Genomic DNA, 18,371 nt, shown 5'->3' with positions numbered 1-18,371 from the left:
GTTTTTGAGGCTTTTTTTATGCTTATATTTACAAAAATTTTTAAAATGAAAATCCCTCAACTCATTGTAATTTGTGTGTTATTGTTTTCTTGTACTTCGGAAAAACAAAAAGCCGATAGCATAGTCATAAACGGAAACATTTATACTGTAAACAACTCGTTTAATACAGCTGAAGCATTCGCAATTAAAAACGGAAAAATCATTGAAGTAGGTACAACTGCTGCTATTCAAAAAAAATACAATTCCACTTCTACTATTGATGCAAAAGGACAAACAATACTTCCTGGCTTTATAGATGCACATTGCCATTTTTATGGATTAGGATTAAACCAACAAAAAGTAAACCTAGTAGGCACAACAAGTTTTAACGAGGTGATGAAACGGGTTACCGATTTTCAAAACCAGAAAAACGCTAACTTTATTATTGGTAGAGGTTGGGACCAAAACGATTGGGATGTAAAGCAATATCCAAACAAAAAATTATTAGATCAATTATTTCCAAACACACCTGTTGCTTTAACACGTATCGATGGTCATGCGATGTTATGTAACCAAGCCGCTTTAGATTTGGCTAAAATTGATAAAAACACCATTGTTGAAGGTGGAGAAATACTAAAAGAAGATGGAGAATTAACAGGTGTTTTAATCGATAATCCTATGGAATTAGTCGAAGCTATTTTTCCAAAATCAACTAAACAACAACAAATTGATGCCTTACTCGAGGCTCAAAACATTTGTACAAATTTGGGATTGACCACAGTTTCTGATGCAGGTTTAGAAAAAGAGGTTATAAATTTAATAGACAGTTTACAACAAGCAGGTACTTTAAATACTAAGATGTATGCGATGATTAGTAATACAAAAGAAAATTTAGACTATTTTTTACCCAAAGGAAAAATAAAAACAGAGCGACTAAATGTACAATCTGTTAAAGTCTATGCAGATGGTGCATTGGGTTCTCGTGGAGCTGCTTTAAAAGCGCCTTATGCTGACCAAAAACATCATTTTGGAGCATTGGTTATTGGTGTTAATGATTACGAAGCTTTAGCGAATAGAATTGCCAATTCCGAATACCAAATGAATACACATGCTATTGGAGATTCTGCTAACCGTTTTGTGTTACAAACCTATAATAAGGTTTTAGAAAACCAATCTGATAGACGTTGGAGAGTAGAACACGCTCAAATTATTACTGATAATGATTTTGAATTGTTTAAAAATATAAATATTTTCCCTTCTGTTCAACCAACACATGCTACTAGCGATATGTATTGGGCAGAAGATAGAGTAGGAGAAGACAGGATTAAAGGTGCTTACGCTTATAAAAAACTCTTAGAAGTTAGTGGCAAAATAGCTTTAGGAACCGATTTTCCTGTAGAACATGTGAGTCCGTTTTTAACCTTTTACGCAGCTGTGTCTAGGCAAGATGTAAAAGGGTATCCTGAAAATGGATTTAATAAAGAAAATGGGTTAACACGAGAAGAAACATTAAAAGGAATGACTATTTGGGCTGCTTATGCTAATTTTGAAGACCAGGAAAAAGGAAGTATAGAAGTTGGCAAATCGGCAGATTTTATTATTTTAGATAACGATATAATGACTGTCCCAGAGCAAGATATTCCAAACATAAATGTAATTGAGACCTATATTAATGGTGTGGCACAATAATTGATTTTAAAAAAACATCTAATAAACAAAAACATGAAAAAAATAGTAGCTTTTTTATTCCTTACACTGGCAATTTCGCCTGTATTTGCTCAAGTAGATGCATATAGTGAAGATGTAAAACAATGTATTAAAAGTAATGGAACGTATGCGTATTACGAGAATGTAGTAGATCAAATGTTTACTATGGTAGAAAAGCAATACGAAAGTAAAAATGTGCCTGCAGAAGTTTGGACGGAATTAAAATCTGTTAAAAAAGAATCTTTAGCAGAGTTAAGCCAAATGATAGTGTCTGCATATAAAGGATTGTTTACACACCAAGATGTAAAAAATATGAATGCGTTATATAAAACTAATGCAGGAAAAAACATGTTTAAACAAGGAGATCTTAGTGAAGGAGATAAAGTGATTTTAAACGAATTTTACGCTAGTGATACAGGACAGAAAATTGTAGGCTCTCAAGATGAAATGAATGCTGCAATGAGCAAAATTGCACAAATGTGGAGTAGTGATTTATACAAATCTGTGATTAATAAATTGTCTGAAAAAGGATATGACTTATAATTAAATAAAAACTTTAGCCAAATAATCAAAATGCTCGCCTTCGGTGAGCATTTGGCATTTTAAGCCAACCCTTGCGCAAGCTATACTTAACGTTTTAAAATCGAGATATAGCCATTTTAGAGGCAATTCTTTCTCGTTTTTATAACTTAAATAATAGTCTAATTCGCCATAATATGTAGTATTTAAATCCTGCCAAAATCCACCATCTTCGTCTTGATACATGTATTTAATATCACTACTATCTATTAAAATTTGACCATTGGGATTTAACAGTGTTTTTAAATGGCTTAAGTAAGTGGCAACTTGTTGTAACTCTTTAAAAATTCCTGTACCATTCATTAATAATAAAATGGTATCAAAAGTTTCAGTTTCTTCTAAAAGTGGTAAAACTTCAGCGTTTTTAACACCTCTTTTTTTAGCAACTTCAATAGCGCCTTTAGAAATATCTATTGCTTTTACGTGTAGATGCTTCTGTTGTAAATACAAGCTATGACAACCTGAGCCACAACCAACATCTAAAATTTTTCCTCTAGACAGTTTTAAAGCCTGTTGTTCGATTAAAGGCATTTCAGAAAAACTACGAAATAAATAAGGAAGAGGTAGTATGTCTTCTTCAGAAATATTGGTTGACGTTATAATATCTTCGGTATAATTTCCATTATAATAATCTAACAACGCTTTTCCGAATAGGTCTTTCATTTAAAAATTAATTTTTATACTGAATTGGATTCAGTATCTCATTATTGTTATTTTTGCTTTATGCAAGAGTTTATAAATAATCTTCCAAAGCTTGCCAAAGATAAGCATAAGGAGAATAAAACGTTTTTTACCAAGCTTAAAAAAAAGCCACCAAAACAACTGGATTATTTAATGCAAGAGTTGCACGACAATGAGTTTGAAAAAACCGATTGTTTGCAATGTGCCAATTGCTGTAAAACTACTGGACCATTATTTACAGATAAAGATGTTGCGCGAATTGCGAAACATTTTAAAATGAAAACACAACAATTTGTAGAACAGTATTTGCGTATTGATGAAGATAACGATTACGTATTACAATCTGTCCCTTGTACGTTTTTAGGAGCAGATAATTATTGTTCGATTTATGAGGTGAGACCAAAGGCTTGTGCAGAATTTCCGCATACAAACCGAAAAAAGTTTCAACAAATTAGTAACTTAACACTCCAAAATGTAGCTATTTGTCCAGCAGCTTTTAATATTGTTGAGGCTATGAAATTGCGAATTAAATAAAAATATTATTTTTAGAACCTAATAAATTTTAATATGAAAAAAATAGTACTTCTTACCAGTGTTTTATTACTAAGTTTCCAAACCCTTTATGCAGATAATTGGTTGTATTCTTTTGAAAACGCAAAAAAAATAGCTTTAGCAGAGAACAAATTAATTTTAGTAGATTTTTGGGCATCGTGGTGTGGACCTTGTAAAAAAATGGATTTTGAATCTTGGAATACTACCGATGTGAAGAGTTTAATGCAAAATTATGTTCCTGTAAAAATTGATATTGATGCTAATAAAAGTTTAGCTGCAAATTATGGCGTTAAAGGAATTCCTTATATTTTTATTTTAGATGCTAATGGTAAAATTGTTTATCAGCAAATGAGCTACAAGAAAAAAAGTGAAGTGATGTCACTTTTAAAAAAATACGCACTAAACACAAAATATTTAAAGCGGGATTTAATTAATTATTATTCGAAGGATAATTTTTCTAATACGTTTAGATTAGCTGTAAAATACCAAGAATATTGTACTTATTTGAATAAAGATTTAAAAAGTAAATTTATAAAAACTGCCGATCTTTATTTTAATGAGGCAGAGAAAAAGCTAAAAAAAGCAGAATTGTCCAATAAATCTGTTTTTAAAGAAAAATTAGCACTATTTGCAGTACAAAAAAAAATAGTATTAAACAATCCCAAAAAAGCACTTAAAATGCTTGAAAAATTTGAGGTCTCTAATTTAGAGAAAGCGAACATACCCTTTTACTATTTTTTAAGCTATCTTGCTCATAAAGCTTTAGAACATAATGATATTGCGCAAAAAATTGAAAGTAAACTAAGCGATGCAGATAAGAAAAAAGTAAAATTATTTTTAAAAACCACATAAATCTTTGGAAGCGCTTTTAAATTATTTTGAAACCATTCCGTCACCACATAGAGCAGCTATTCTTATTGGTGGTATTACCTTATTTTGGTTTTTAGAAGGCATTTTGCCACTAGTAAATTTTAAGTATAAAAAATGGCAACATGCTTGGCCTAATTTATTTTTTACAGCAACAACAATCGTTATAAATTTTGCATTAGCTGGTTTGTTATTGTACACTTCAGTTTGGGTAAATAAAAATAATTTTGGAATCCTCAATTGGCTACCAGAAATACCACTTTGGTTATATATTGTTTTAGGCGTTTTATTATTGGATTTTTTTGGTGCTTATTTAGCGCATTATGTAGAGCATAAAGTAAAACCATTGTGGATGGTGCATTTGGTACATCATACAGATCATAATGTAGATACCACAACAGCAAATAGACACCATCCTTTAGAGAGTGTTATTCGTTTTATATTCACACTTTTTGGTGTGTTTATTATTGGAGCTCCAATAGGTATTGTAATGCTATACCAATCGTTATCTATTGTGGCAACGCAATTTTCGCACGCTAATATTAAAATGCCTAAAGCTTTAGATAAAGCATTGAGCTATGTGATTGTAACACCAGATATGCATAAAGTACACCATCACTATAAATTACCTTATACAGATTCTAATTATGGAAACATTTTTTCTATTTGGGACCGTTTACTTGGAACATTTATGAGTTTAGATCGAGAAAAAATACAATATGGTGTCGATACATTTCCTGATGAAGTAGAAAACGCAAGTCTAACAGCACTTTTAAAACAACCTTTCCATAAATACAGAAGCCCTTTTGACCGAGAAAATGTACAATAACATTCTAAACATCAGATAAGTTAGTACTTTGTCGAGTATTTTGGTGTTTTGTCACATTTCTTTATATTTTCAGTATAGCTTTGCCAATAAATATTTTAAATGCTATATTTTTGGTGTTCCCTAAAAAGCCTGATTTTAGCAAAATTTAATTATTAAATTTTTCATTATGAAAAGTCAAAAAAACCTACTTACAACCCTTCTGTTTGTGTCTATCTGTTATTTAACATTTAGTCAAAACTCTCTCACTAAATTAAATAAAAATATAAATATAGATGCTACAGGATTAAGGCATGAATTAAATGCAACTGCAGATTCTGTGTATTTGCATTCTACAACTCAAATTTTAAGAGTTAGTTTTTTAAGTCACGAAGGCAAAAGTAGTCAGCAAATAGATATTGGTACTACAGAGAAAGTGGTAATACCATTATACCATTTCGAAAAAGGAAGATATACTGTAGCTGTTTATACCGAAGAAAAAATTATTGCTTTTGATTTTAACAGACTAATAACCATTGTAAAACCAGATGGTGCAGAAGACGATTTAGCCGAAAGTATTTTAAGAGGTAGTTTATCTGAAGAAGAACAACTGGCAAGAAACATGAAGCCTAGAAAAAAACCAGCATCTGTTACACCAAAGCCTAAAGAAGTTATTGCAAAAGTTAGTAAGCCTAAAGTGCCAATAAAAAAACCTGTTAAGTCAAAGCAAGAAACGGTAAAGTCCTCGCCTTCTATAGCTTCAAGCTCTAGTAAGCCTAAAAAAGCGCCTCAAAAAGTAGAAGACACAAAACGAGTTTCTCAGCAAACAGTTGCCAAAATAAACAAGAAAAAACCTGTTATAAAAAGGCCAAGAGTACAGACTAAACCAAATCCAGAAGTAGTTGTAAGGCATATTAAAACAAATCCAAAAACCCAAGTGGCAGATCGAGAAACTGTAAAGCGACCAGATGTCCTTAACTCTAGAGATAAAAACAGAAGAAACTCAACTCCTAAAGGACCTGTTAAAACTACTATTGGCGAAAAACGCGTCATAGAATATGATATTACTACCTATAATGATGGTAGTGTAGATAAGCAATCTAGAGAAGATTACAGAAAAAATAATTTAAGACCAAACGGTAAAAAATACGATTAGTATTTTTATAACCTAAACTTACCCTTCCTTGAAAAAAACTAAACTAAATTTTCTAATAGCAAGAAAAACTAAAGCATTGGCTTTAATAGTTTTTGCTACGACACTATTTAGTTTTTCGCAATCTAATTTAATCACTAAGTTAGAGCCTAATTTTAGCGAAAAAGCAAAATTTTTAAAGCACGAACTTAACAAAACAGAAGACACTCTTTTTTTAAGAGCAGATCGTGGTATCGAAGGTGCAAGCGTAATTAGTCACGATAATAAAAAAACAAGATATTTAAGTGTAGATAGTCAGGTTATAAAAATACCAATGTATCATTTTTCTGAAGGACGATATACTGTTGCTGTGTATTGTACAGAAGGGATTATAGCTATAGCATTCAATCGAATAAAATTTATTGTAAAGCCAGAAGGCGCTGAAGACGATTTGCAAATGAGTGTTTTAAGAGCAAGTCTCTCTAAAGAAGAATTATTAAAACGTAATGTAAGACCAAGGATTGCTAATGCTCCAAAAGCAGAAAGGCAAAAATATATTTCGCCACCAAAACGCGTAAAAAAGGAGAAGTTAGAAGATGTGGTTGCTACTAATACAGACGAGGTTATACCTATAATCGAAAAACCAAAAAACGTTAGAGTAGAAAAACCTGCAATAGATTCTAAAAAGAAAGAAGTTAAACCTAAAGTGACCAAACTTCCAAAACCTATAAAGGAAAAGAAAGTTAAGCCTAAAAAAAACAAGAAAGAAAAGGTTGTAAAAGTTAAACAGCCTAAAGCGAAGAAGGTTAAAGAAAAACCAGCTCCTAAAGCAAAGAAGGTAAAGCCTAAAAAGGTTAAAAAAATAAAAGAAAAAAAGCAGAAAATTAATAAAGAGAAGGTTGTAAAAGTTAAAGAGCCTAAAATTAAAAAGGTTAAAACTAAAAAAGAGCCAAAACCTATAAAAGAAGCAAAAGTAAAAGGTGTTAAGGCTAAAAAAATTAAACCAAAAAAAGTTAAAAAGGCTAAGATTAAGAAAGCGAAAGTTGTAAAAGTTAAGCAACCAAAAACCAAAAAGGTTGAGAAAGAAAAGAAAGAGGAGCCTAAGCCAATAAAAAAATCAAAACCAGAACCTAAACCTAAAAAGAAAACAGAAGTTAAAAAGAAAACCTTGCCTAAACCAAAGGCAGAAGTTAAGCCTGCAATTAGTGTAAAAGAAGTTAAAAAAGAAGTGAAGGAAGAAGAGCAAATAGCTCAAGTAACTAAGCCTAAAAAGGAAAGAAAACCTAAGCAAAGACCAACAACTTTACAAGAAGATAGGGAACAAACTTATAATTTATCTACAATTAAAAACAGAGGCTCTAAAGTACAAAGTAGGGCAGAATATAGACGTAATAACAAACGTCCAAATGGTAAAGATTACGATTAGTTTAAACTAGTCGTAAAGTAAATATGCTTTGCGTTTAAGCTTGTAATCTTCAATGCCTCTAACCCAATTTTTCTTTAATTCGTAAGCCGTGTGCTTCCCTTCAATTTGTTGTTGTAGCGATTTTGTACCAGCTAGTTTGGTAAAAAAATCATTAAAGAATTCATCCTTGTTCTCAGTGCTATTATACGCATCAATTACATAGTTTAAATCTAACCTGTTTAAACGCTGTGTTTCACTTAAATCTAAACCATAACAAAGTTTACCTTCATGTTTAGGATATTTTGCACCAATGTTTGGTTGAGGTGTAAACGTGTAATTAAAATTATACATTTCAGTATTTAAAAACGGACTCCCAAAAACCTGAAACTGCTTATCAGTTCCTCGACCAGCACTTACATTAGTACCTTCAAAAAAGCATAAACTAGGATATAAATTTATAGCCACATCATTTGGTAAATTTGGAGAAGGTTGTATTGGTAAGCTATAAAACGTATTGTGTGTATAATTTTTTACAGGAATAACTGTGATGTCACATTGAACTTTGTTTTTTAGCCATTTTTCACCATTTATCATTTGTGCATATTCGCCAATAGTCATTCCATGTACAACAGGAACAGGATGCATACCAACAAAACTTTTGTGTTCTAATTCCAAAACAGGACCATCTATGTAATGACCATTAGGATTTGGTCTATCTAAAATTATTAATGGAATATTCTGTTCTGCACACGCCTCCATTATATAATGCAGGGTAGAGATATACGTATAAAACCTAACACCAACATCTTGAATATCAAAAATCATTACCTCTAAACCTTGTAATTGCTTAGCAGTAGGTTTTTTATTCTTTCCGTAAAGCGAAATGATAGGCAATCCAGTTTTTGTGTCAATACCATCTTTTACAACTTCTCCAGCATCAGCAGTACCTCTAAAGCCATGTTCAGGCGCAAAAACTTTACTTACTGTTACGTTTAAAGCGACTAAAGAATCTACTAAATGTGTATAATTAGTGGTTTGTAAAGCTTCAGTTTTATCTTTAAAGAGTACACTGGTTTGGTTGGCAACAATCCCAACTTTTTTCCCTTCTAATAAAGGCAAATAAAGTGCAGTTTGGTTAGCACCAACCACAAGTTGTTTGCTGTTATTAGTAACTTTAGAAGTTTCAACATCTAAATTAGCAGCAGTTTTTTCAGTAGAATCTTCAAGCGCAGCACTCTGTTTTGGGTTTCCATTTCCACAAGAAATTACTAAGAAAACAAATAATAAAACTGTATTTTTGAACATCATAAATCGTATCATAAACTTTGAATTTCGAGTATTTTATAGCTAAACGCATTATCGATAGTAAATCGTATAAAAGTAGCATTTCCGCACCAATAATAAAAATAGGAATTGCAGCAATTGCTATAGGCATAATTGTAATGCTCATTGCAATCGCAACAGGAATTGGTTTAAAGCAAAAAATTACAGATAAAGTTGTTGCTTTTAATGGACACGCAACAATTTCTAATTACGACAATAATAACTCGCAAGAAAGTTTAAAACCAATCTCTAAAAACCAAGATTTTTATCCAGACTTTAAAGCTGTCGATGGCATTTCACACATTCAAGGTGTAGCAACAAAATCTGCAGTAATTAGAAAGGTCGATGATTTCGAATATATAGTCGTTAAAGGCGTTGGCGCAGATTACGATTGGCAATATTTTGAGGAGTATTTAGTACAAGGCAAACTGCCAGATTACAAACAATCCATTAGTGTAGAGGTTATAATCTCGGAGTATTTATCACAACGACTAAACATTAAATTAAACGATAGAATAAACACCTATTTCTTGCAAGATAATTTAGATAAAGCACCACGAATACGACCATATAAAGTAGTAGGTATTTATAATTCTGGTTTTAAAGAATTCGACGAGTTATATGTAATTGGAGATATAAAACACTTACAAAAACTCAATAAATGGGAAGACCATCAAGTAGGTAATTTCGAAGTTTTTATCACTAATTACGACGAATTAGACACCAAAGGCCTAGAAATACATAACAATTTACCACCTTTAATAGACTCCGTAACTGTAAAGCAAAAATACCCAATCGTATTCGATTGGATTGGTATATTTGTTAAAAATATTTATGGTATAATTGGCATAATGATACTCGTGGCAGGCATAAATATGATTACAGCCTTACTCGTTCTTATCCTCGAACGCACACAAATGATAGGCATACTCAAAGCCTTAGGAAGCAGCAGTAAAAGCATACAAAAAATCTTTTTGTACAACGCCTCGTACCTTATACTGTTAGGCTTATTTTGGGGAAATTTAATAGGTTTAGGATTGTTATTCGCACAAAAATACCTCAAACTTTTTCCCTTAGATCCATCAGTCTATTACGTGTCCGAAGCACCAGTTTACATCAACATCACCTACATATTAGCACTAAATTTAGGCACCTTTGTACTCTGCTTACTAATGCTACTTATCCCATCTTTGCTCATCTCCAAAATTTCGCCAGTAAAAGCAATAAAGTTTGAGTAAATGTAATAATTATGGCGTTACCACAAGGGTCAGGCTTTCAAGGCTCGCTCTCTGCGAGGAGCTCAAACAAACCTTTCAATCCTTAACGCAAAATCCAGAATACAACATTAAACAGTAAAAATAATTCGTGTATTGGTAGCAAACACTTAAATTTGCAAAAGCAAAAAATAACGTATGGATTACGCAAAAAATATATTAGAAACTATAGGCAATACACCATTAGTAAAAATTAATGCATTAACTAAAGACTTACCCTGTTTAGTGCTTTCAAAATACGAAACCTTTAATCCAGGAAACTCGGTTAAAGATCGTATGGCATTAAAAATGATTGAAGATGCAGAAGCAGATGGCAGATTAAAACCAGGCGGAACAATCATAGAAGGCACCTCTGGAAATACAGGAATGGGTTTAGCCTTAGCAGCAATTGTAAAAGGCTACAAATGTATTTTTGTAATGGCAGATAAGCAATCTAAAGAAAAAGTAGATATATTAAAAGCAGTAGGAGCAGAAGTTGTAGTTTGCCCAACAGCAGTAGAACCAGACGACCCAAGATCGTACTACTCTGTATCCAAACGTTTAGGCAAAGAAATACCAAACTCATGGTATGTTAACCAATACGACAATCCAAGTAATACTGTAGCGCATTACGAAAGTACAGGACCAGAAATCTGGAAACAAACCGAAGGTAAAATCACACACTTCGTTGTTGGAGTAGGAACAGGAGGAACCATTTCTGGAGTAGGTAAATACCTAAAAGAGCAAAACCCAAATATAAAAATTTGGGGAGTGGATACCTATGGCTCAGTATTTAAAAAATACCACGAAACAGGAATTTTTGACGAAAACGAAATCTATCCTTACGTAACCGAAGGCATTGGAGAAGACATACTGCCAAAAAACGTGGACTTTAGCATAATAGATGGGTTTACTAAAGTAACCGATAAAGATGCTTGTGTTTACACACAACGTCTTGCTAAAGAAGAAGGTATGTTTTTAGGCAACTCCGCAGGTTCTGCAATAAAAGGCGTGTTACAATTAAAAGAACATTTTACTAAGGACGATGTTGTTGTGGTACTCTTTCACGACCATGGAAGCCGTTATGTAGGTAAAATGTTTAATAACGACTGGATGAAGGAAATGGGTTATTTGGAGTAGCAAATTTCTAGTAAAGCAAGAATTTTTATTTTTGGAAATTCGTTTAATGTCTTCTGATGTTAGCCGTTTTCAAATGTTATATAGCATTCGTTAAACAAAGCTAGCGATTTTTAGATATAGAAATAACCCAAACTATTTTAATAAATGGATTTCTTTTTGGTCCCTTTTTTCTATGAGAATTTAAAAAATAGATCATTAAAAAAGTAGGCTATAAAAATTTTTCAATCTTATTTTGTTTAAATGTTTTAACTAAACTTTAAACAAAATTGGGAATATTTAAGATTGTCATCACTTATCTTTGAGTAAATCTAAAAACAAAAACTATGAAAACAAAAAATGTATTTATGGCCTTTGCACTTGTTGGTCTTATTGGATTAACGTCTTGCAAAGACGCTCAAAAAGAAGTAGAAACTACAAACAAGGAAGTGGCTCAAAAAGTAGAAGAGACTAAAAAAGAGGTTCAGGAAACGCCTAATATTGTTGGAGTTGCTGTAGGAAACAAAAATTTCTCCACGTTAGTTGCAGCAGTAAAAGCAGCAGATCTGGTAGAAACTTTAAGTGGTAAAGGTCCCTTTACAGTGTTTGCACCAACAAACGATGCCTTTAATAAATTACCAGAAGGAACAGTGACAAGTTTACTAAAACCAGAAAGTAAAGAAACATTAACCTCTATATTAACATACCATGTTGTTTCAGGAAAATTTGAAGCTGCAGCTGTAGTCGAAGCAATTAAAGCTAATAAAGGAAAATTTGAAGTTGCTACTGTTCAAGGAGGAAAACTAGTGGCATCTCTAGAAGATGGTAATGTAATGTTAACCGATGAAATAGGAAACAAATCTAAAGTAGTAATTGCAGATGTTGCAGCATCAAATGGAGTAATTCATGCAATTGACTCTGTAGTAATGCCTAAATAATTAGAATTAATTAATATTAAAAATCCGCAATCTAATCATTGAGTGCGGATTTTTTTATGCGATTTTATTTATAGTTGTCAATAGGTTTTTATAAAACTTATTTAAGTTCTAAGTGAGCAAGTTAGTATATAAAATACTTCTCTAGTTTTTACAGCTATTGAGATTTCTTTAATTGACAAAAACACTTATTTGCAGTTGCAAAATACTAGTTGCTTTATGATACAAATTACAGAAGTACTTTAGTGAAAAATTAATGAGTTTTTACTTGTTTTTTACCACAGTACTTTGTTGTAAGTAGTGCTTTTTTCATTCAGGTTGTTTTCCGATGTTTCTTGTTTAGCTCAAATCTGTGCGTTGGCAAGACATACTCTTTTGCAATTTTGGGCTTGTGTGATGGCTGAAGCGAATTGCAAATGTGTATGGCTTAGGCGTTGGCATTATTCGGTTCAGATTTTATCAATTCACGTGCAAAATCAATGAATAATTTATATGCTTTTGTAAATGAATAGTTGTCATCTGAATGTTTAACAGCTATGTTCCTTTTTACCATTGTAGAACCAACTAACCTTTTGATACTATCTGCATCATTTAATTGCTTATTTGATTTAACTATATCAGACCAAGAGCTATTTTTTATGTAATCAACTATTTCGTCAATGTGAAAGTCCGAAAACCCTAATTCATCCATAAAATTCTTTCCGTCTTTATCTAGTTCATAGCAGAAGATTGAGAAAAATATGCTTATATCACGAGAAGTATTTTCATTTGTTTCTTTTGAAATTAGATAATAAAATTCTTGTGTTTTCTTTAATTCAAAACCAAACGACTTATCAAAAAATTCAGCATAGAAATCTTGATTATCCTTTACGATATCAAAGTAAGATTCGTCAATGGTTATAAATCTTCCATCCATTAAAGATGTAACTATTTGTTTGTGTTTATTTGGATACATTTTCTTTTTTAGTGATTTTTAGTTTTGGCATTATTAGCTCTCCTTGTTCCGTTTTAAAAGAAATATTTCGATTCTCTTTGTCCTGTTGTACTTCATAATCTTCTTCAAAGATTAAACTCGTTACCATAAAGTAGTTGTCAAAATCAAAGTTCTCGTTTTCGTTTTCCAATGTTGTTTTACACCAAGTAAAAAAGTCGTCAACTGGAAGTTTTGAGTTTAGCTGTGATTTGTATTCACTTTTATTGAAAATCCATTGGTCTACAATTTCTGTTTCCTCTTCGATAAATACATCTTCTTCATTTTTAAATTGGTCAAAATATTCTTTTGTGTTTTCGTAAATAAACGGATTATAAAGATTATCCCTTGTTGTATTAAAAAGCTCTGGTGGTTTAATCCTCTTATAGCAGTTTCCATTTGTTAAATACAAGTGAAAACCTTGTAAATATTCACTTTCTGTCCTAATCCTATCTATAAGAGGTAAAAGTTCATTACTTAAGATAGAAGACTGTTTGCTAATATCTTTTACTACTTGCCTTAACAAATTATAAAGTTTTTCGAACTGCCTTCTTATGCTTTCGTCTGTATAATCAAAACGCTTATTATTTGAAAATTGAGAAATACTTAGTAGTTCATTATAGATTGATTGAGAATGATTTATATCTAAAATTGTGTTTAAAGGAATGATATAATAATCAATTAAATATCTAGCTTTTTGTACTTTTTCTTGATATTCAATTTTTCGAGTATTTGCTTTTAATTCTCTAGATTCATTTAGAAGACTTATTGTGTTATTTGTTACTGCATTTGAAAATTTCTTAATCTCGTTTGCCAAAGCTTCAATTCTATCCAGCAAAATATTTTTGTCTTGATTGATGCCTTCTTTTATATTTAAAAACAAAGTTCTAATCGATTGACCAAATTTTTCAATCTCTTCTGGAAGTAATGGTTTGAATTGTTGAAGAACAAACTCAAATAAAACGAAATATGGTTCATTGATTATATAATCGTCATTTTGTTCAACAAGTAATTTGTGTTCAAAAAGCTGATTCTCAATATCACTTCCAAATTCTTTAAGTGCATCAGAAACTTGACTTTTTAAGATAATTTCATTCTTAACTTGTATGTCAAAGAGTTGCCTTAACAAGTCAAAATGAGTTGCCAAAAAATGTAATATAGTTTTCGGTTCTGACTTAAACATTGATTAAAATTTCTTGTTCTAAAAATCTATTTGTACGAGCAACTTGTTCTCGAATTTGTATAACGATTGAATCTTTCGAGTTTTTTACAAGGTTGCTCATTTTAGCCTTATTTCCTTTTAAAGATGCTGAATGTTTGTCGAAAAGTTCATTATAATTGGAAGGCAAATACAATTGAGCATTAGTAAAAACTTCTTTTATTCGTAAATATTCATCAAGTCCATTAAAGTCAAAATCGACAAAAACTAAAACTTCCTTTGCACTAATTTTTGAAATAGATTCTTTTCCGATTCTACCATATTTATGTAGAAACAGATACTTTTTACCTAAGAGTTTTTCTGCATTTAAGAAAGTTTCTAAATTTTCTACAAAGCAGATTTTATTAGCATTAATTGAATTAGGAATTACAGAAAATAAACCAAAATCAAGAGTCTGTTTTTTAATATCTGTAAGTTGATTGTTTATTTGAACTGAATTAAAACCTCTTAGCAAGAAAATTGGGTTATTGTCAATTTTTGTTGCTTTTGAGTTTCTATATTTTTTAATATTTCCTGATTTGCTTTTGCTAACTTTTTGTTCTGGAAATGACGTTTTAAAAAATTTTTCAAATTCATTTTCTTTAGAAACTATAATTTTGAAACCTCTGCCAAGTTTAAATGATTCTAAAATTTCAGCACGAAGCAAGTTTTGAAAAATATCAGATTTTAAAACGGTTTTAGGTATTTCCGATTTTGAAACCGATTTACTTTCAAATAATAGTTTATATGTTTTGAAGTCAACTTCTTTCATTATGCTTCAATCGGTTTTCTTAATATGACATTTCCATTCTTCTCGCTAACCACGATTTTACCTTTGTTTCTTCTGACGAGATAGTATTTATCAAATCCATTATATGGATGAAGTGGTGCAGCTGAAATCGGTATAAAATTGTGTTCTTTGCAGAAGTTCAATATTTCAATTCTGTTTGCTTCGTCAATAGTTCCTATTTCATCAACAAATAGGACAATTTTGTTTTCATCATCTTTTACAACTATTTGATTAATAATAGACATAATTAGTACCAACCGAATCATTTTATCTGTTCCATCAGATTCAATTTGATTTTTAAGGTCTACAACTTTGTGATGTCCTTTTTTATGTAGATGAAGTTTGATATCAAATAAATCATTAAATGTAATAGTGGTTTGATTGTCTAAATATTTATTGAGTGTGTTTAGGTTTTCTGATTGGTCGTCAAAAATTAGTTCTGATGTTAAATCTCTAATTTGAATGATTTTATTTAAGTCCTTAATAAGTTTGTCGTTTTCTACAATTTCAATCTTTAAGGTATCGATATCGGATATTTTTATTTTCTTAATTTTTGAATTGAATTGATTTGTAATGAATGAGTTAAATTCTTCAAATCTTGAATAAATTGTTCGACAAGGATTTGCAAATTGGGTTGATATATTTTTAAGCAAACCATCAATTGCCTTTTGTTTATCTTCTAATGTTACTAATTCAGAATCAACGTGTTTAATAAAATCAATTTCATTAGCGAAAGATGTTTCTGTTTTTAGTTTCAAGCGTTCAAATAAACTATCCTTTTTGAGTTTAATTTCTCGTCTTTCTTCAAAGTTTCTTTTGAGGTTCTTGTAGATATTGTCAAGTGAATCCGTTGATTGATATTCAATAGGTTTAATTCCAAGCTGTTCAAGTTCTACTTTCCAAGTTTGGATTTCTTTGATTCGATTTTCTTTTGTAGTAATTTCTCTATCGTCTTGCCTTATAGACTCAGCTAGCTTTCTTATTTCTTCCTCAAGAAGTTTAATATCTCTTGTAGATTTCTCTTGTTCTTCTAGTAGCTTACTGAATTCAGCTTTTAATATTTCTAATTCCTTCTCTAAAGTTGGTAGTTTATTTAGCTTCTCAATTTTATCGGATACATTTTTGATTTTTTTCTTTATTTCTTCTAAATCTTTTTGATGCTTTTCTAAATCTTTAGCAATTGGTAGTAATTTTTCATTGTAAATCTTTTCTTTCTCAAATTCCCTTACTTGTTTTTTTAAATCTTCAATTGAATCTATTGATTTTCCTTTCAAGTCATTAGGTAATTCTATTGCTCCATCAAAAAGTTTCATCAAGTTCTCTATATGATTGATTTTTGAAGAAATATTTTCTGATGGCAGACTGGTTATCTCTGTTGACAGAATTCTATTTAGTAATTCTTTGTGCTCTTGATTATCTGATATCTGATGAATCAATTGATTTGAATAGCTCTCAACTTGTTTTGTGAGTTTATCGATTTGAGTTTTGAATTTTTCAACCTTGCTCTCAATGTCTTTACTGCTTAAATTTTGATGCTCTATTTGAGTTATTTGACTTTCTTTTGTTTTTCTTTCAGTATCCAAATTTTCAAGAGATTGTTCCAAAAATTCCAAACTCTCAAACGACTTAACTTCTTTTATCAGTTCATCTTTTTTGTCAATATCTTTCTGTTTCTGCTCCGATTGGGTTTTTATTTTACCCAATTCTTGGTTCAATCTGTCTTTTTTTGGATTTAGGGTTTCATTTAAATAAGTTCGGTTTTTATCTCTTTCTGTTTTCATTTTAGAAACAGAAGTTCCCAACTCAGAATAAAGTGAAGAATATTGTTGGTCAAATGCAAAAATTAATTCAGACAAAATTGCACTTTTTCCTTTGTATTGATTTACCAATTCCTTGAAATCAGAAAAGCTTCGTTGAATGCTCTTGATTACTTTTATATCTCGATTATGCCTTAATAAAGTTTGAATGTCTTTTTGATTTTTCTTTGAAAATGAAACACTCTCATTTTCTTTGTTATCCGCTATAATTAAAGATTCTTTAAGTGAATCGTTGTTGATTAATTTTGAGTTTATTAAGTATTTGTAGATTTTAGAAAAATTATTGCTTATACCACGTCCATCTTGATTTACGCTTTGATTTAGCCAAACAACTCCGTTGTTTCTTTTTCCTTTTTGGTATACAAAATTAAAAACGTCTCTACGATTAGGGAATTTACTATGTTCTATTCCATTCGTAGCAAATTCAGATAGCAATGAGTCAAATTTTCTAATTTTTTGACCATTAGCAGTTTCCATAAAATAAAGTTTCTCTTTGTATTCGCTATCAATTTTATAGTAATCTAAATTGCCTTCGGCATTTTTCTTTACCAAAATAGAGTAGTAGCGATTTTTGAAAATTTCAAAGATTATAAAACTAGAATTTATCGAAGGGAAATAATGGTTGAAGGTAGTTTTGTCTCCTGTTCGATTTCCGCTAAAAGTCATTTCTCTTCCATCAATAATAAATAGAAAGTTTAGAGCGTAAATCAGCGTACTTTTTCCGATGTTGTTTGGTCCTACAATTTGAAGAGAATTACAATTGTCAAGTTCTATATCTGCTTTTGAGTAGATGTCAGAGTTTAATATTATTAATCGTTTAAGCATTCAATTTTTCTGTCAATTTAAGTAATTATTATCAATTTCCAACAAAGTTGAGCGTTGGCAAGAAACAGCTCTTTTGGTTTTTTTTAGCGTTGGCTTCTGTGTTGGAAAAAAAACCAAATGTGCTGTTTGTGCGGTTGGCTTTTTTAGTTCAAATGTTGATGTTAAGCACGATTTCCGCATTACTTACAACGGTCTTGTATATGAAAAGTAGCGGATTTTATACACTAACTTTTCGGATTATAATAGACCTTTAATTTATTCATTTTGTTTCGTTTAAACGACTAAACCGCTATTTTTTATATACGTCTTAAGTTTACAATTCATTAAATTAGATAAATAAACAGAAAAGACAAAAGAGAGGAGTAAGGTTATTATATACGCAGAAGCCTAGACTTCGTCAACATTGAAAATCCCCTCTCTTTTCTACACAGATTTCG

Annotated in this window: 16 protein-coding genes; 10 read left to right on the top strand and 6 right to left on the bottom strand. The window is 30.9% G+C overall.

Annotated features, from left to right (window positions below; translation table 11 throughout):
- The first annotated feature begins 45 nt into the window (after window positions 1-45).
- Both ACVC5O_RS02200 and ACVC5O_RS02195 read left to right on the top strand, forming a co-directional pair.
- Window positions 46-1,668 carry an amidohydrolase gene (locus tag ACVC5O_RS02200; RefSeq protein ID WP_452219831.1) on the top strand — a complete coding sequence of 541 codons (1,623 nt, stop codon included), beginning with the start codon at window positions 46-48 and terminating at the stop codon, window positions 1,666-1,668.
- Window positions 1,669-1,701: 33 nt separating this feature from the next.
- Entirely contained in the window at window positions 1,702-2,229 is a 528-nt protein-coding gene (locus tag ACVC5O_RS02195; RefSeq protein WP_452219830.1) for a DUF2059 domain-containing protein, read from the top strand.
- On the opposite strand, the gene ACVC5O_RS02190 is transcribed toward ACVC5O_RS02195, so the two are convergent.
- On the bottom strand, window positions 2,230-2,928 hold the full coding sequence (locus ACVC5O_RS02190) for a class I SAM-dependent methyltransferase (protein ID WP_452219829.1): 699 nt from the start codon (window positions 2,926-2,928) through the stop codon (window positions 2,230-2,232).
- A gap of 60 nt (window positions 2,929-2,988) precedes the next feature.
- Between ACVC5O_RS02190 and ACVC5O_RS02185 the strand changes: the two genes are divergently transcribed.
- The 5 genes from ACVC5O_RS02185 (at window position 2,989) to ACVC5O_RS02165 (ending at window position 7,728) form a co-directional block, all read left to right on the top strand.
- Entirely contained in the window at window positions 2,989-3,480 is a 492-nt protein-coding gene (locus ACVC5O_RS02185; RefSeq protein WP_452219828.1) for a YkgJ family cysteine cluster protein, read from the top strand.
- 33 nt (window positions 3,481-3,513) lie between these two features.
- Window positions 3,514-4,350: a thioredoxin family protein gene (locus tag ACVC5O_RS02180; protein ID WP_452219827.1), complete on the top strand. Its 837-nt coding sequence runs from the start codon at window positions 3,514-3,516 to the stop codon at window positions 4,348-4,350.
- A 4-nt stretch (window positions 4,351-4,354) separates the two neighbouring features.
- A complete protein-coding gene (locus ACVC5O_RS02175) occupies window positions 4,355-5,194 on the top strand; it encodes a sterol desaturase family protein (protein ID WP_452219826.1) in 840 nt (279 codons plus the stop codon).
- A 166-nt stretch (window positions 5,195-5,360) separates the two neighbouring features.
- Window positions 5,361-6,326 (top strand): hypothetical protein, encoded by a 966-nt coding sequence (locus ACVC5O_RS02170; RefSeq protein WP_452219825.1) that lies wholly within the window; start codon window positions 5,361-5,363, stop codon window positions 6,324-6,326.
- A 28-nt stretch (window positions 6,327-6,354) separates the two neighbouring features.
- Entirely contained in the window at window positions 6,355-7,728 is a 1,374-nt protein-coding gene (locus tag ACVC5O_RS02165) for a hypothetical protein (protein ID WP_452219824.1), read from the top strand.
- A gap of 6 nt (window positions 7,729-7,734) precedes the next feature.
- Here the strand turns inward: ACVC5O_RS02165 and ACVC5O_RS02160 are convergent, their stop codons facing one another.
- Window positions 7,735-9,027 carry an exo-beta-N-acetylmuramidase NamZ family protein gene (locus ACVC5O_RS02160; protein ID WP_452219823.1) on the bottom strand — a complete coding sequence of 431 codons (1,293 nt, stop codon included), beginning with the start codon at window positions 9,025-9,027 and terminating at the stop codon, window positions 7,735-7,737.
- A 5-nt stretch (window positions 9,028-9,032) separates the two neighbouring features.
- On the opposite strand from ACVC5O_RS02160, the gene ACVC5O_RS02155 reads away from it, so the two are divergent.
- The 3 genes from ACVC5O_RS02155 to ACVC5O_RS02145 all read left to right on the top strand — a co-directional run bounded on the left by ACVC5O_RS02155 (window position 9,033) and on the right by ACVC5O_RS02145 (window position 12,337).
- Window positions 9,033-10,268 carry an ABC transporter permease gene (locus ACVC5O_RS02155; RefSeq protein WP_452219822.1) on the top strand — a complete coding sequence of 412 codons (1,236 nt, stop codon included), beginning with the start codon at window positions 9,033-9,035 and terminating at the stop codon, window positions 10,266-10,268.
- 174 nt (window positions 10,269-10,442) lie between these two features.
- A complete protein-coding gene (locus tag ACVC5O_RS02150; RefSeq protein WP_452219821.1) occupies window positions 10,443-11,423 on the top strand; it encodes a PLP-dependent cysteine synthase family protein in 981 nt (326 codons plus the stop codon).
- 323 nt (window positions 11,424-11,746) lie between these two features.
- A complete protein-coding gene (locus tag ACVC5O_RS02145) occupies window positions 11,747-12,337 on the top strand; it encodes a fasciclin domain-containing protein (protein ID WP_452219820.1) in 591 nt (196 codons plus the stop codon).
- A gap of 424 nt (window positions 12,338-12,761) precedes the next feature.
- On the opposite strand, the gene ACVC5O_RS02140 is transcribed toward ACVC5O_RS02145, so the two are convergent.
- Genes ACVC5O_RS02140 through ACVC5O_RS02125 form a run of 4 tightly spaced genes read right to left on the bottom strand, consistent with a single transcriptional unit; the run spans window position 12,762 to window position 17,934 of the window.
- Window positions 12,762-13,289, bottom strand: coding sequence for a condensin complex protein MksE (locus ACVC5O_RS02140; RefSeq protein WP_452219819.1), 528 nt, complete (start codon window positions 13,287-13,289; stop codon window positions 12,762-12,764).
- On the bottom strand, window positions 13,276-14,487 hold the full coding sequence (locus ACVC5O_RS02135) for a hypothetical protein (protein ID WP_452219818.1): 1,212 nt from the start codon (window positions 14,485-14,487) through the stop codon (window positions 13,276-13,278). Before ACVC5O_RS02135 ends, ACVC5O_RS02140 begins: the two co-directional genes overlap by 14 nt.
- Complete coding sequence (locus ACVC5O_RS02130; RefSeq protein ID WP_452219817.1) at window positions 14,480-15,274, bottom strand: hypothetical protein; 795 nt, start codon at window positions 15,272-15,274, stop codon at window positions 14,480-14,482. The genes ACVC5O_RS02135 and ACVC5O_RS02130 overlap by 8 nt, the downstream gene beginning before the upstream one ends.
- Entirely contained in the window at window positions 15,274-17,934 is a 2,661-nt protein-coding gene (locus tag ACVC5O_RS02125) for an ATP-binding protein (RefSeq protein WP_452219816.1), read from the bottom strand. Before ACVC5O_RS02125 ends, ACVC5O_RS02130 begins: the two co-directional genes overlap by 1 nt.
- Window positions 17,935-18,371: the final 437 nt, after the last annotated feature.

Source organism: Lacinutrix salivirga (assembly GCF_053604675.1).
The sequence above is the reverse complement of the archived record's forward strand: the minus strand, read 5'-3'. Positions and strand labels throughout refer to the sequence as shown.

What these genes read in the sequence shown, in the direction of transcription:
- ACVC5O_RS02200 (WP_452219831.1), top strand. Translation starts at nt 46, where the DNA reads ATGAAAATCCCTCAACTCATTGTAATTTGTGTGTTATTGTTTTCTTGT.
- ACVC5O_RS02195 (WP_452219830.1), top strand. Translation starts at nt 1,702, where the DNA reads ATGAAAAAAATAGTAGCTTTTTTATTCCTTACACTGGCAATTTCGCCT.
- ACVC5O_RS02190 (WP_452219829.1), bottom strand. Translation starts at nt 2,928, where the DNA reads ATGAAAGACCTATTCGGAAAAGCGTTGTTAGATTATTATAATGGAAAT.
- ACVC5O_RS02185 (WP_452219828.1), top strand. Translation starts at nt 2,989, where the DNA reads ATGCAAGAGTTTATAAATAATCTTCCAAAGCTTGCCAAAGATAAGCAT.
- ACVC5O_RS02180 (WP_452219827.1), top strand. Translation starts at nt 3,514, where the DNA reads ATGAAAAAAATAGTACTTCTTACCAGTGTTTTATTACTAAGTTTCCAA.
- ACVC5O_RS02170 (WP_452219825.1), top strand. Translation starts at nt 5,361, where the DNA reads ATGAAAAGTCAAAAAAACCTACTTACAACCCTTCTGTTTGTGTCTATC.
- ACVC5O_RS02160 (WP_452219823.1), bottom strand. Translation starts at nt 9,027, where the DNA reads ATGATACGATTTATGATGTTCAAAAATACAGTTTTATTATTTGTTTTC.
- ACVC5O_RS02150 (WP_452219821.1), top strand. Translation starts at nt 10,443, where the DNA reads ATGGATTACGCAAAAAATATATTAGAAACTATAGGCAATACACCATTA.
- ACVC5O_RS02145 (WP_452219820.1), top strand. Translation starts at nt 11,747, where the DNA reads ATGAAAACAAAAAATGTATTTATGGCCTTTGCACTTGTTGGTCTTATT.
- ACVC5O_RS02140 (WP_452219819.1), bottom strand. Translation starts at nt 13,289, where the DNA reads ATGTATCCAAATAAACACAAACAAATAGTTACATCTTTAATGGATGGA.
- ACVC5O_RS02135 (WP_452219818.1), bottom strand. Translation starts at nt 14,487, where the DNA reads ATGTTTAAGTCAGAACCGAAAACTATATTACATTTTTTGGCAACTCAT.
- ACVC5O_RS02130 (WP_452219817.1), bottom strand. Translation starts at nt 15,274, where the DNA reads ATGAAAGAAGTTGACTTCAAAACATATAAACTATTATTTGAAAGTAAA.
- ACVC5O_RS02125 (WP_452219816.1), bottom strand. Translation starts at nt 17,934, where the DNA reads ATGCTTAAACGATTAATAATATTAAACTCTGACATCTACTCAAAAGCA.